Source organism: Nitrosomonas sp. TNE100 (assembly GCF_055387135.1).
This window is the reverse complement of sequence record NZ_AP040997.1, coordinates 274,894-288,700: the sequence shown is the minus strand read 5'-3', so window position 1 is coordinate 288,700 and position 13,807 is coordinate 274,894. Positions and strand designations below refer to the sequence as shown.

Genomic DNA, 13,807 nt, shown 5'->3' with positions numbered 1-13,807 from the left:
AACTTTACATCACCTTGTCAGGGCGTTTTTACAACATCCGCCACCTTGATTGACCGGGTACTCTGCATAATCAGCGCATAGGAAACTGTATCAAATACACGGAAAACCATCGCTAAACCCACCCGCTCATCAGGCAAACCAATCTGCTTTCCCTCATGCGACCGAATATTGTTCTCGTGATAAACAGCCAATACATGCCCCGGTTCAATTCCACTGTTGCTCCCCAGATTAAGCGTAACAATCATATTCTCGCCAATTTCATTCACTCCACCATAAACTGAAATGATTCGACCGACCACGGAAAAATCAGGGGCATGCGGCAAGTAATTATCTATTTTTGCTGATGAAAGCGGAAGCAGACGATCGCCTTTCAGAATTTCCTGTACCGAACGGGAAATTCTTGCGGTACTGATAGCTGCAAAATCAGTAATTTCAACAGTCCCCAGATAAACTGCTTCATAACCCAGGATGCGATTATCGCGATCAGGATCAGTCAATGCCTTCCCGTCACGAAATACCTGCCAGATTACACCCTGATCAACGGGCAGATCACGTATATAAATTTTGTCACCGGTGCTCAGAATCACCCGATCATCACTTGCTCCTAAAATAACAGGGGCTCCATCCAATCTACCCTTTTCGATTACCAGTGGTTGACTTAGAAAAGGTTCTATTTTCTCAGCAGGAATACCAGGAATGGCCCGCACCGCTGACTTCTCAACGCGAATCCCGGGAGAAAGCCGGACGGTACCTTTTTCACTTGCCATTCTCAGGCGGCTGCCATACAAAGTATTTTCCACAATGATGACATCTCCTGGATAAATCCGATGCGGATTCCTGATCTGCTCACGGTTCATCCGCCAGATTTCAGGCCAGCGCCACGGCTCTCTGAGAAACCGGGAAGCAATGCCCCAGAGCGTATCACCGGGAACAACCTGGTAATGCTCAGGTGCATTCTCTCGCAATCTGGTTTCACCAGCCGCAGAAGACAACCCGGAAAACAGGTTGATAAACAAAATCGCAGATATAATTGTCAAAGTACGCATAAGGGTTCTTCATCTCCATCAAGGTACCCGGAAAAGTAAAGTTATTTTGTTTGTTCCGGACGAACCACAAAATCACCAGACTGGACAGAGCACCGGATTGATCATAAAAATTGACCAGTGCACAATGATAGAACCTTCCCCAAAACTCCAGTATTTGAACTATGCAAATTTGTTATGGCAATTCTGAACATACTTCGATATCCCGATGAACGATTGCATAAAATTGCAGCCGTCGTACCATCAGTCACTCGGGAAATACGCATCCTGGCCAGCAATATGGCCGAAACCATGTATGCCGCTGCCGGTGTTGGCCTGGCAGCCACCCAAGTGGATGTTCATAAGCGAGTCGTCGTAATTGATACCTCCGAAACTCGTGACGAACTGCTGGTTTTAATCAATCCGGAAATTATCGCCAGCACAGGAAAATCGGAAACACAGGAAGGCTGTCTTTCCGTACCCGGTATTTTTGACAAAGTTTCTCGCGCCGAACAGATTACTGTCCGGGCAACTGATATTGATGGAAAATCATTTGAAATGGATGCAACCGGATTGCTGGCGGTTTGTATTCAGCATGAAATGGATCATCTTATCGGGAAGGTATTTGTCGAATATCTATCACCTTTCAAGCAATCCCGTATTCTGAGCAAGCTAAAAAAACAGGCGCGTAAACAAATTGCCTGACCAGATACCAACCAGCGCTCATATTCCGGTAACTCACATTGATCCAGCGAGCACGGTCACGCATGAAAATCATCTTCGCAGGCACTCCCGTTTTTGCGGCGAAAGCCCTGGAGGCAGTACAAAAATCAGGATTCGATATCCTCCTGGTCCTGACCCAACCGGATCGACCGGCTGGACGCGGCATGAAACTACAGGCAAGTCCGGTTAAGATACTGGCGCAGCAATACAACATTCCACTATTACAACCAGAAACATTAAAGTCACCGGATATACAAACACAACTTGAAACACTCAAGCCTGACGTAATGATTGTCGCAGCCTACGGACTAATATTACCGGAAGCGGTATTGCGTATCCCGCGTCACGGTTGCATCAACATCCACGCCTCCCTGCTGCCACGCTGGCGTGGCGCCGCCCCTATTCAACGCGCTCTTTTGGAGGGTGATGCAGAAACCGGTATTTCCATCATGCAAATGGATCAAGGGCTGGATACCGGAGCAGTTCTGCTAAAACGCGCATTTCTCATAGAACCACATGACACTGCCGCCACCTTGCACGACAAGCTGGCTGATCTGGGTGGTAAATGTATTGTGGAAACCCTGACATTGCTGGATCAGGACAAACTAACTCCCACGTTACAGGATAATGCAAGCGCCTGTTATGCAGCAAAAATCAGAAAATCCGAGGCTGAGATCGATTGGACACGTGATTCCACCCATATTGACCGGATGATCCGGACATTTAACCCGTATCCCGGCGCATTTACCAGCCTGCATGGCAGCATGATCAAACTATGGCAGGCCAATATCATCAATCGCAGCGACACCCGTCAGGCCGGTGAGATTATTGCTGCTGACCATAACGGGATAATCGTGGCATGCGGACGAGATGCTTTATCCATCAACATTCTGCAAAAAGCAGGTGGAAAAAAACTGACTGCCGCGCAATTCCTTGCCGGACACCCTCTACAACCTGGAGAACATTTCCAAAAAACCACACAGGGTCACCTGTGATTTTTCTTGAAAATGATTGAAATTCAATTACTGGCCATACAGGCAATCGGGGAGGTTTTTGCAGGCGCCAATCTGAACGAAGTATTGCGTAACATCTGGCAGATCAATTCCCGGCTTACGCCCCAACAACGCGGCGCCATTCAGGACATTGCCTATGGCACGCTCCGCCATTATGGTCAGCTTGACACCATCCTTCATCAATTATTAAATAAACCGGCACAAGACAAATCACTTCATTACCTGTTGGCAATCGCACTCTACCAGCTTTGTTACAGCAAAGCCCCGGCACATGCCATTGTCGATCACGCCGTGTCATCTTCCCGCAAAATCACACGCAATCCTGCCGCATCGGGATTGATCAACGCTGTGTTACGTAATTTCATGCGGCAGCGCACTTTATTGCTTGATCAAATCAAGAGCAATGAAGTCGCCCGCTATTCCTATCCGCAATGGTGGATTGACAAACTGCGTCAGCAATATCCGCAGGACTATAAAGCCATTCTGCTCGCAAGCAATGAGCACCCTGCTATGATTTTACGCATTAATTCGTTACGCACCTCGGTTAATCATTATCAGGCAATGCTGGATGCTCAGGGGATTGGCTCCGAATGGTTGGGGGGCAGCGCCCTGCAACTTATCAGGCCGGTCTCTGTGGAGAAATTACCCGGGTTTTCCGAAGGACTGGTGACTGTACAGGACGCGGGCGCACAATTTGCCGCCCCCCTGCTGGATGTCAAAGCAGGGATGCGTGTGCTGGATGCCTGTGCCGCACCAGGCGGAAAAAGCACCCATCTGGCTGAGTTAACTGAAAATATCAAATTGACGGTGCTGGATAAATATGAAGATCGGCTTACCAGGTTGACAGAAAATTTCTCTCGCCTGCAAATAACTGATTATCAGTTGATTTGTGGCGATGCAATGAATCCGTCGCAATGGTGGAATGGCCAATTGTATGATCGAATCCTGGCTGATGTCCCGTGTTCTGCTTCAGGCGTGGTCAACCGCCACCCGGATATCAAATGGCTCAGAAGACCAGGTGACACAGATAACTTCGCACAAATTCAGACAACCATATTGAATGAACTGTGGCCATTACTGCGGCATGGAGGAAAACTGCTGTATGCCACCTGCTCCGTATTCAATGAAGAAAATAACCTGATTACTGAAAAATTCCTGTCAATCCATCAGGATGCCAGCAGATTACCCTGCTCCCACGAAGAAATTAACAACGGCCAGCTGCTGCCGGGACCGCACCATGATGGCTTTTTTTATGCCTTGCTCCAAAAAAACTGACATGCACGCTGACATAAGGAGTCCCTGGCTCAGTATCGTTTTATTGTTAATCGTGCTGTTTTCATCAACCACACTTGCCGCCAAAGGACATATAGAAATAGAGTCTTTCCAGCTTAAAGAATCAGGCAAACGCTTTTATATCGATGTCCAGGCTGACATTGGTTTGAGCAAAACGATGAAGCAAGCCCTGAAAAAGGGGGTCGATCTTTATTTCGTCACCCGGCTTTTGATTATGAAACCACGCTGGTATTGGCTGAATGAAGAAGTCGCTCGCTATAAAGAAAGAACCACGCTCAGCTATCAGGCACTAACCAGGCAATATCGCCTGGTTCAACGCGGCCAGTCACAAAATTTTCCAACACTAAAAGCTGCATTACAGGCTTTGGGACATCAGCCAGATCTTTTGATCAGGGAACACACCCCACTCCTCCCGGACACCACTTACACCGCAGTTCTGCAGGTATGGCTGGATGTCTCACGGCTATCTAAACCGTTTCAACTGGAATGGCTTGATACTCAGGACTGGAATCTCATTTCTGAAAAAAAAATCTGGCAGGTTACATTTCCGCCTACCCCTGAAGCTGACAACGAATCTGATTATCGTTAGAGCCCGTTTATGAAATACGTTATTTTCGTTGTCGCAGGATTAAGTACCATTATGCTATTCCTGCTGGCCTCAGCCGGAGCCAATACCGAATTTTTTGAACGCCATTACCGCTGGCTGATTGTCAGCATCGTAATTTTTCTGCTGCTCTTGATTGGAATCGTTGGATTTCTACTCGGACGATTACGGCGCAGACTCAAGACTGGTGTATTCGGTTCAAAGTTGGCACTGCGGCTTCTGATGGTTTTTTCCCTGATGGCCATTCTGCCCGGCGCGCTGGTGTATGGTATTTCAGTACAGTTTCTGGGAAAAAGTATTGAATCCTGGTTTGATGTCAAAGTGGATCGCGCACTGGAAGGTGGACTAACGCTGGGGCAAACGATACTGGATAACCTGCTGGAGGAATTGCAGAAAAAGGCGCGGGCCGCCGCAATTGATCTGGCTGAACCGTCATCATTTCCTTTGACCGTTTTGAATCAGCTTCTAATTCAATCACAAATACAGGAAGCTACCCTGTTCAACCAGGATGGAAAGGTCATCGCCTTTACCGGTTTGGATGATACCGTATTGTTTCCCGAAATCCCCAATACAGAAGCGATGCGGCGCATCCGGATGCAGAGGGATTACAGTGCGGTCGAAACACTCGCGAATAACACGCTGTATCTGCGAGTACTTGTTCCAGTCAACATACTAAGCGCCAACGAAGATATCCGAGTACTACAGGTACTGCAACGGGTGCCGCAATCCATCGCACACAACGCGGAAATCGTTCAGGCTGGCTTTAGTGATTATCAGGAATTAATGCTGTCTCGTCAGGGATTGACTCGGCTGTACAGCGTAACATTGACCCTGGCCTTGTTGCTTGCTCTGTTTTCCGCACTGGCCGGTGCATTTCTGATCAGCGAAAAATTAAGCGCGCCACTGGGGTCATTGGCAGAAGGAACACGCGCCGTAGCTCAGGGTGATTTCAGCCGGCGACACCAGATTCACAGTACCGATGAATTCGGTATCTTGACTGAATCATTCAATCTCATGACTGAACAACTGGAGGCCGCACGCACCATCGCACAGCAGCATCAACAGGAAATTGAAAATGCACGTGCCTATCTCGAAAATATTCTGGCCAATCTGTCATCAGGTGTTATCGTCTTTGATAAAGTATTGAGAATACGTGCAGTCAATCAGAGTGCAGAGCAAATACTGCAAATTCCGCTGACCAATTTCGAGGGATTAACCATAGAAGAATGCGCCAAACAGGAAGCGGGATTGCGATTATTGGCCGGGGAAATAAGAAGCGGCTTTGATTCTGAAGAGGTTGGTGAATGGCAAAGACAAGTATTGCACTTCAATGCAGATAAGGAGCAGGTGCTGCTTCTGCGAGGCTCTCGCCTACCCCAGGCATCCGGTGGCGGTGTTGTGGTATTCGACGACATCACCAGCCTGTTACAAGTCCAGCGTACCGTAGCATGGGGAGAAGTAGCACGACGCCTGGCGCATGAGATTAAAAATCCACTTACGCCGATCCAGTTATCCGCTGAGCGTTTGCAGCATAAGCTGATCAGCAAACTCGACGAGCCAGATGCCAGAATTCTGAAGCGTTCTACAGAAACAATCGTGAATCAGGTTGAAGCCCTGAAAAAAATGGTGAACGAATTCCGGGAATACGCACGAGTACCTGAACCCGAGTTATACCAGGTAGATATCAACCGGCTGGTACGGGAGATTCTGGCGCTTTATCAGACAACTGACAACACAGAAAACGAATCACCACTGCCGCCAATCACGATAGAACTAGCAGGAGAGCTTGCCCCTGTCAGAGGAGATCCGGCGAGGTTGCGTCAAGTCATTCACAACTTGCTGCAGAACGCGCAAGATGCACTGGCCAATATAAAAGAAGCTGCTATTACTGTGCGGACCAGATCCGTTAATAACGGAATCGAGCTGAGCGTGACTGATAATGGCAAAGGATTCCCGGAGCAGGTCAAAACACATGTATTTGAGCCCTATGTCACCACCAAACCAAGAGGTACCGGGCTCGGGTTGCCGATTGTCAAAAAAATTGTGGATGAGCACGGTGGCACTGTCAAAATACAAAATATTCAGCCGCATGGTGCACAGGTTTCAATCATTCTGCCTGCATTCCTCCACAACAGTTCGCATGTTTCGTCTGAGGCAGCTCATGCCTGAGATGCTCAGTGATCCAGTTGCAGATTGCAAAGTAAATCAGTTGGCATTTTCACAAAATTTTGCACAGGCAAAACATGCAAGGCACAATATAGAGATAACTGCTCTGCCCAAAGCAGTTCGTCGCTATTTACAAAATTGAAAACTCTTAACAACAGAGCTCCGGGACAACACCCGACCAGAAGGCTGGAATCAAATCTGAATCTGCACCATAACAAGCGTAAACAGGGATGGATACCGCCCGCAAAAACAAATTCTCGTACCCCAGTCACATGAAAGGATAAGGATCACATGGCCAATAACACTATTCTCGTTGTGGATGATGAGCTGGGGATACGCGAATTATTATCCGAGATACTGGGGGATGAAGGTTACAGCGTTGCACTCGCGGAAAATGCAGAACAGGCGAGAAACTATCGCAACCAGACACGCCCCGATCTGGTATTGCTGGATATCTGGATGCCGGATACAGACGGCATCACACTGCTGAAAGATTGGGCGAATAACGGCCTCCTGACCATGCCGGTCGTCATGATGTCTGGCCACGGTACAATTGATACAGCAGTAGAAGCAACCCGTGTCGGTGCAGTTGGTTATCTGGAAAAACCAATTCCACTGCAGAAATTACTCAATACGGTCGGGCAGGTCATGCGCGGCGGCAGACAACATAAATCTTCGCCGGCTCTTTCCCTATCACATTTGGGACACAGCGGACTAATCACGGAGCTGCGAAAAAAACTAGAGCAAGTGGAAAACCTTAAAATTCCCGTCTTGTTAACCGGCGAGCCGGGGGTTGGCGTGGAACACTGCGCACGATTCCTGCATCGTCCTAACACGGCCTGGGTTGCTCCGGAATCCTGTTCATTCCTTGCAGAAAGCCCTTTGGCACAATTGGAACAGGCAAAAGGCGGATTACTTTTCCTCGGAGAAGTTGGAGATCTCAGCAAACTGGAACAGAAAGGCTTGTTGCTGCTGCTCGGCAAGCTGGAGCAATATGGGGTACGACTGGTTTGTGCAACAACACGCTCTCTGGCAGAGTTGACGGCGCAGGGAGCCTATCACCCAAAACTGTTTGAAATACTGAGCAATCTCTGTATCACCATCCCTCCCTTGCGTGCTCACCGCGAAGATGTGCCGGAAATAGCCAACCAATTGCTTTCAAGCTGGATTGAATCAGGAGAAGTACCTCTCATGCATTTCAGTACAGCTACACTTAATGCACTGCGTAATTATGACTGGCCAGGCAATCTTGCACAACTGACAAGTATCGTGCATTCACTGGCGCTAACCTGTGCGGATGATGAGATCTCTGTCGATGCTGTACAACAGGCCCTGGCATTCTCCTCACGCGAAGCCGTGTCTGTTGTTTCAGATATTCCGCTCAACATATCGCTGCGCGAAGCACGGGATATTTTCGAAAAGAATTATTTTGAGAAACTGATCGAACAGGAAAACGGCAACATGACCCGTGTTGCTGAGCGCGCAGGCTTGGAACGTACTCATCTTTACCGGAAAATTAAAACATTGGGCATCAAGCCGCGCAGCCAAAATTATTAAAAGAACACGGAACTGGGGAGCAATCTTCAATCCTAACTGAATACAGGACCATATGAAAATTAGCAATTCCAACAGGCAGCTTTACAATAAATAGGGCGATCAGTATAATTGCCGACTTGTCTTAACCGGGGGTATAGCTCAGCTGGGAGAGCGCTTGCATGGCATGCAAGAGGTCAGCGGTTCGATCCCGCTTATCTCCACCAGCTTTTTACTTTATCCGCAATACTGGTCCCCATCGTCTAGAGGCCTAGGACACCACCCTTTCACGGTGGGTACAGGGGTTCGAATCCCCTTGGGGACGCCATCAACAAATCCTGGCGTCATCAATATTCATATAATCTGTCCAGCATGCCGGGTGGAAGATCAATCTTGTTCTATTGCGCAATCCCTGCGTATTCTTCCTTGATATCGTTGTGTGATTGATAAATCAGACTATACAATTCCGACGTGGGTGTAGCGTTGTAGCTGCGGGATGCAAACATCATTCCAGTTGCAGGCACAAAACAGACAACCACCACTGCTGAAACACTGCTCAGGCAAAGATACGCTGCTTCTGTATAAAGCCGATAATCTGTTGGGCTAACTGATTAGCCAGGCAATCAAAGCCATGCAGTTCATTCATTGCTCTCAGCCAGGTTAATTGGCGCTTGGCCAGCTGTCTGGTTGCAAAAACACCCCTCTCCCGCATTTCAGCCAAGCTGATTTCATTCTCCAGATACGTATATACCTGACGATATCCGACGCAACGCATTGCAGGCATATCAGCGGTCACCTGGAATTGATCACGGATCATACGTACTTCATCCACCAACCCTATTTCCAGCATTTTGTCAAACCGCTGACTGATGCGAGCATGTAAAACGCTGCGATCACCCGGAAGTAGAGCGATATTAAAAACACGATATGGAAAATCACGGCTCTGCTGTTGTTTCAGCACTGCTGACATAGGTCTGCCAGTCAGATAACAGACTTCCAGTGCGCGCTGAATACGCTGACTGTCATTCGGTTTGATGCGTTCTGCTATGACAGGATCAAGCCGACTCAGAACAGTATGCATAGCAGGCCATCCTTGTTCGCGGGCTGATTGTTCCAGCTCCTTGCGCACAGCCTCATCAGCTGCAGGCAGTGTGGCCAATCCTTGTTGCAACACCTTGAAATAAAGCATGGTACCGCCAACTAACAGCGGTATTCTGCCGCGTGCTGTAATCCCATGCATGACAGACAAGGCATCCTCCCTGAATTGCGCAGCAGAATAACTTTCATCAGGGTTAATCAAATTAATCAAATGATGCGGGATTTCTATCTGAATCGATTTGTCCGGTTTGGCGCTGCCGATATCCATATGCCGGTAAACCTGTGCTGAATCAACACTGACAACTTCTACCGGGAAGTGACGTGCGATTTCTATTGCCAAGCCAGACTTACCGCTGGCAGTAGGCCCCATCAGAAAAATGGCTGCTGGAGATTCTGTATCAGGAAGATTCACGGCCAACTGTTATCAGTTACAATAAAAAGTGTAAACAACCGATCGGTTGTTCGAATCATGATTTTTTAATGTTGTCAGCTGAAGTTTTCAAATGACAACAAGGAATATTAAAATGGTTTACTAATACCATCAATCCACCGGGAGAATCCTTGAAAATACTCGCCATCCTGCTTTTACTATCCATTCTGTATACCCTCGGCTCTGCAGTGTATTACATGATCAAAGACAAGGGTAACAGCACGCGGATGGTCAAGGCGCTCACCGCACGCGTCATACTATCTCTGACATTGTTTGCAATCATGATGTTATGGGTTTATGTGGAGTACATTCACGGAACCTGAGGCAGACCGGTTATCAGTAAATCACCTCCACCTTGTCATGACCAAGACTATCCATAAGCGCCTCGATCAGCCTTTCATGCAAATGAACACGCCAGCGACTGCTCAAGTCAATTTCACATCCAGCCCCCTCATTGCGAAAATCAATTGACACCGGACAAACTGCTGAAGGCAGCACATTATGCACACTACTTCCTGGAAGATATGCAGTCAATAATTCCTTGAGTTGCGCGGGAGTGAGAAGCACCGGGCTATCAATCACGATTCTCAGTTTTCTGGCATGCATTGAGCGAGCAGTCGCGTAATCAAAAACCTCTTTTGCCACAATACGTTTTTCAGCATTTTCTCCATTACCATGGCTGACCACAGCGCTTACCACCAGCAGCTGATCCGCCTTCAAAAACTGCGAATTCGTACTTAGCAAATCACTGTAAACCACGAGTTCAACTCTCGCCATACCATCATCCAGTGTAACAATCGCCATCTTCCCACGCCGGGACATTTGTGTCCGGATCGCGTAGATCACACCGGCAATCAGCTGCGGCTCACGCCCGGGAGCAATCCGTCCAAGGCGCGCCGGGATAAAACGGCTTAGTTCTTTGGCATAACTGTCATACGGATGACCACTCAGATAAAACCCCAATGACATTTTTTCATACTGCAGCTTTTCTTTCTCCGGCCATTGTGCGATCTCCGTTATAACCGGCTGCTGCAATAGATCAGCATTGTCATCAAACAGACTGACCTGGCTGGCAGTCAGGCTGCAATGTTCTGCGTATTCGAGTGCCATCCCGACAGATGCCATAAGTGCAGCACGATTAGCTTCAACCGTATCAAATGCCCCTGCGCGGATCAGCGCCTCAATGGTACGGCGATTAACAATACGCCGATCAACTCGTTGACAGAAATCGAACAGGCCGGTAAATGCTATTCCCTGCTCCCGTGCCCGCACGATTGCCGAAATAGCCGCCTCCCCCGTTCCCTTGATAGCACCCAACCCATAGCGGATAGTTTTGCGATCAACCGGAACAAAATAATAGGCAGACTGATTAATATCCGGCGGCAGAATGGCAATACCGTTCAGCTTACAATCCTCATAAAACACATTCACCTTGTCAGTGTCATCCATATCCGATGACATACAGGCTGCCATGAATTCTGCAGGATAATGTGCCTTGAGATAGGCAGTCTGGTAAGCAATCAGCGCATACGCTGCCGCGTGGGATTTATTAAAGCCGTAGCCGGCGAATTTTTCCATCAGACTGAACAACGTTACGGCATCTGCTTCCATCATGCCATTTCTGATAGCGCCTTCAACAAAAACCGCGCGCTGCTGCGCCATTTCCTCCACTTTCTTTTTACCCATGGCGCGCCGCAGTAAATCAGCTCCGCCCAGACTGTAACCGCCAATCACCTGGGCAATCTGCATCACCTGTTCCTGATAAATCATGATGCCGTAAGTCGGCCCGAGAATTGGCTGCAAGCGAGGATCCAGATACTCCACCCGTTTGCCATGTTTACGCTCGATGAAATCGGGAATTAGATCCATCGGTCCCGGCCGATAAAGCGCCACCAGCGCAATCAGATCTTCAAAGCGGTCCGGTTTCGCCTTCTGCAGCAGATCTTTCATGCCGCGTGATTCAAACTGAAAAATTCCGACGGTGTTGCCTTTTGCCATTAATGCAAAAGTTGCTGCATCCTCAAGGGAAATATCGCCCAGTGAAAAGCGATTTTCTTCCACAGATTGCTCACCAGCATCTTTCCCACCCAATGAAGCCAACTGGTACTGTCGGATATCAGCAACCGCCCGATCGAGAATGGTTAATGTCCGCAGCCCGAGGAAGTCGAATTTCACCAGCCCAATTTTTTCGACATCATCCTTATCATACTGGCTGACGACCGCATCCCCCGAATCAGCACAGTAAACCGGGCAAAAATCGGTTATTTTCCCTGGAGCAATCAATACCCCCCCGGCATGCATTCCCACGTTGCGCGTCAATCCCTCCAGACGCTCGGCCAGTTCCAGCAGATTGCGCACATCTTCTTCCGCTTCTGCACGTTGATTAAGTAATGGCTCAATTTCACGCGCCTTGTGCAGGGTCATACCCAACTCGAATGGCACCAGCTTGGCTAGTTGATCGACAAAATTGTAAGGCAGATCGAGCACGCGACCGACATCACGCACCACTGCCTTGGCCGCCATTGTGCCGAACGTTGCGATCTGCGCCACGCTCTCTGCACCGTAACGATCACGCACATATTCAATAACCTGCTCACGCCGATCCTGACAGAAATCAATATCAAAATCCGGCATGGAAACCCGCTCTGGATTGAGGAAACGCTCAAACAGCAAGTCGTAACGCAGCGGATCCAGATCAGTAATATCCAGCGAATAGGCCACCAGCGAGCCCGCTCCGGAACCACGCCCCGGTCCGACCGGTACATCGTGCTGCTTCGCCCAGCTGATAAAGTCAGACACAATCAGGAAGTAACCGGCAAACCCCATCTGAATGATAGTTTCCACTTCAAAATCCAGCCGTGCCTGATAAACCGGATATTTTTCATCACGCTGCGCTGCTTCCGGAAACAGCTGTGTCATCCGTACAACCAGCCCTGCTTGCGCCCGATCACGCAAATACTGCTCAACACTAATTCCCGCCGGGGTTGGAAAATCCGGCAGCCGGTTGACTCCCAATTCCAGCATCAGTGAACAGCGACGGGCAATTTCCACGCTATTGGCCAGTGCTTCCGGCACATCACCAAACAGCTCACTCATTTCTGCTGCTGTCTTGAAATACTGCTGCTCAGTAAACTCCCGGGGGCGTCGGCGATCTCCCAGCACATAACCCTGTGCGATACACACCCGTGCCTCATGCGCTCTGAAATCTTCCGGCTGCATAAACTGCACCGGATGCGTTGCTACCACAGGTAGTTTTAGACCAGAAACCAGCTCCAGCATGGCATGATTTGTTACTTCCTCATCAGGCCGGCCACAGCGCTGAATTTCCAGATAAAACCTTTCAGGGAATAACGCTGCCCATTCCTGAGCAGCTGTTGTTGCGGCCGCTGGATCCGCCAGCAACAATCGCTCCACTTCGCCCTGCTCCCCTCCGGACAGGGCGATCAGTCCTTCTGTCCCGGCTCCCTCCCGAAACCAGTCTTTCTTCAGTTCCGCACGACCACGCTGCATGTTCTCCCGATAGGCGCGCGACAACAGACGGCTCAGCAGCAAATAACCGGAAAATGACTGGCACAACAGCAGCAAGCGAAACGGCCGGTCCGCATCATTCTCATTACTGATCCAGACATCACATCCGGCAATCGGCTTGATTCCAGCCTTGCAGGCATGCTGATAAAACTTGACCAATCCGAAAAGGTTAGACAGATCAGTCAGCGCCAGCGCCGGCATACCAGTATCGCGCGCTTTGGCAACCGCTTCTTCAATCCGCACAATACCGTCTACAACGGAATATTCACTGTGCAACCGCAAATGAACAAAAACAGGGTTAATCAGCATGGTGATACAATAAAAACCAAGTGAAATTTTGAAAAACCGGATAATCAGTGCGGCGGAAATTATTGCTGACACATCACCTCATTTTACA

Annotated in this window: 11 protein-coding genes and 2 tRNA genes; 10 read left to right on the top strand and 3 right to left on the bottom strand. The window is 48.9% G+C overall.

All coding sequences use genetic code 11. The annotated features are described in order from the left end of the window. Positions 1-17: 17 nt before the first annotated feature. Positions 18-1,046: a LysM peptidoglycan-binding domain-containing protein gene (locus ACZ5EJ_RS01460; RefSeq protein WP_074456076.1), complete on the bottom strand. Its 1,029-nt coding sequence runs from the start codon at positions 1,044-1,046 to the stop codon at positions 18-20. Positions 1,047-1,220: 174 nt separating this feature from the next. On the opposite strand from ACZ5EJ_RS01460, the gene def reads away from it, so the two are divergent. The 9 genes from def (at position 1,221) to ACZ5EJ_RS01415 (ending at position 8,682) form a co-directional block, all read left to right on the top strand. Continuing rightward, the gene (gene def, locus ACZ5EJ_RS01455; RefSeq protein WP_011633512.1) at positions 1,221-1,727 is read left to right on the top strand and encodes a peptide deformylase; all 507 of its coding nucleotides are present in this window, start codon (positions 1,221-1,223) and stop codon (positions 1,725-1,727) included. Positions 1,728-1,789: 62 nt separating this feature from the next. After that, positions 1,790-2,740: a methionyl-tRNA formyltransferase gene (gene fmt / locus ACZ5EJ_RS01450; RefSeq protein WP_011633511.1), complete on the top strand. Its 951-nt coding sequence runs from the start codon at positions 1,790-1,792 to the stop codon at positions 2,738-2,740. Between the two features lie 12 nt (positions 2,741-2,752). After that, positions 2,753-4,033 carry a 16S rRNA (cytosine(967)-C(5))-methyltransferase RsmB gene (gene rsmB / locus ACZ5EJ_RS01445; RefSeq protein ID WP_464557698.1) on the top strand — a complete coding sequence of 427 codons (1,281 nt, stop codon included), beginning with the start codon at positions 2,753-2,755 and terminating at the stop codon, positions 4,031-4,033. A gap of 1 nt (position 4,034) precedes the next feature. Continuing rightward, positions 4,035-4,640, top strand: a complete 606-nt coding sequence (locus tag ACZ5EJ_RS01440; RefSeq protein WP_011633509.1) for a DUF4390 domain-containing protein — start codon at positions 4,035-4,037, stop codon at positions 4,638-4,640. 9 nt (positions 4,641-4,649) lie between these two features. Beyond that, positions 4,650-6,824 carry a sensor histidine kinase gene (locus ACZ5EJ_RS01435; protein ID WP_011633508.1) on the top strand — a complete coding sequence of 725 codons (2,175 nt, stop codon included), beginning with the start codon at positions 4,650-4,652 and terminating at the stop codon, positions 6,822-6,824. Next, a complete protein-coding gene (locus tag ACZ5EJ_RS01430) occupies positions 6,817-6,963 on the top strand; it encodes a hypothetical protein (protein WP_176752588.1) in 147 nt (48 codons plus the stop codon). The genes ACZ5EJ_RS01435 and ACZ5EJ_RS01430 overlap by 8 nt, the downstream gene beginning before the upstream one ends. Positions 6,964-7,112: 149 nt before the next feature. After that, the gene (locus ACZ5EJ_RS01425) at positions 7,113-8,378 is read left to right on the top strand and encodes a sigma-54-dependent transcriptional regulator (RefSeq protein ID WP_011633507.1); all 1,266 of its coding nucleotides are present in this window, start codon (positions 7,113-7,115) and stop codon (positions 8,376-8,378) included. A gap of 127 nt (positions 8,379-8,505) precedes the next feature. Then, a tRNA-Ala gene (locus ACZ5EJ_RS01420) sits at positions 8,506-8,581 on the top strand. Between the two features lie 25 nt (positions 8,582-8,606). Next, a tRNA-Glu gene (locus tag ACZ5EJ_RS01415) sits at positions 8,607-8,682 on the top strand. A gap of 228 nt (positions 8,683-8,910) precedes the next feature. On the opposite strand, the gene miaA is transcribed toward ACZ5EJ_RS01415, so the two are convergent. Next, positions 8,911-9,864: a tRNA (adenosine(37)-N6)-dimethylallyltransferase MiaA gene (gene miaA, locus ACZ5EJ_RS01410; protein ID WP_074456088.1), complete on the bottom strand. Its 954-nt coding sequence runs from the start codon at positions 9,862-9,864 to the stop codon at positions 8,911-8,913. Between the two features lie 149 nt (positions 9,865-10,013). Between miaA and ACZ5EJ_RS01405 the strand changes: the two genes are divergently transcribed. Further along, complete coding sequence (locus ACZ5EJ_RS01405) at positions 10,014-10,205, top strand: twin transmembrane helix small protein (protein ID WP_011633505.1); 192 nt, start codon at positions 10,014-10,016, stop codon at positions 10,203-10,205. Positions 10,206-10,218: 13 nt separating this feature from the next. Here ACZ5EJ_RS01405 and dnaE read toward each other — a convergent pair whose 3' ends face one another. Beyond that, complete coding sequence (gene dnaE / locus ACZ5EJ_RS01400) at positions 10,219-13,719, bottom strand: DNA polymerase III subunit alpha (protein ID WP_074456087.1); 3,501 nt, start codon at positions 13,717-13,719, stop codon at positions 10,219-10,221. Positions 13,720-13,807: the final 88 nt, after the last annotated feature.

Coding starts and splice junctions, on each gene's coding strand:
- dnaE (WP_074456087.1), bottom strand. CDS start 13,719: ATGCTGATTAACCCTGTTTTTGTTCATTTGCGGTTGCACAGTGAATAT.
- fmt (WP_011633511.1), top strand. CDS start 1,790: ATGAAAATCATCTTCGCAGGCACTCCCGTTTTTGCGGCGAAAGCCCTG.
- rsmB (WP_464557698.1), top strand. CDS start 2,753: ATGATTGAAATTCAATTACTGGCCATACAGGCAATCGGGGAGGTTTTT.
- ACZ5EJ_RS01460 (WP_074456076.1), bottom strand. CDS start 1,046: ATGCGTACTTTGACAATTATATCTGCGATTTTGTTTATCAACCTGTTT.
- ACZ5EJ_RS01430 (WP_176752588.1), top strand. CDS start 6,817: ATGCCTGAGATGCTCAGTGATCCAGTTGCAGATTGCAAAGTAAATCAG.
- ACZ5EJ_RS01435 (WP_011633508.1), top strand. CDS start 4,650: ATGAAATACGTTATTTTCGTTGTCGCAGGATTAAGTACCATTATGCTA.
- ACZ5EJ_RS01440 (WP_011633509.1), top strand. CDS start 4,035: ATGCACGCTGACATAAGGAGTCCCTGGCTCAGTATCGTTTTATTGTTA.
- ACZ5EJ_RS01425 (WP_011633507.1), top strand. CDS start 7,113: ATGGCCAATAACACTATTCTCGTTGTGGATGATGAGCTGGGGATACGC.
- def (WP_011633512.1), top strand. CDS start 1,221: ATGGCAATTCTGAACATACTTCGATATCCCGATGAACGATTGCATAAA.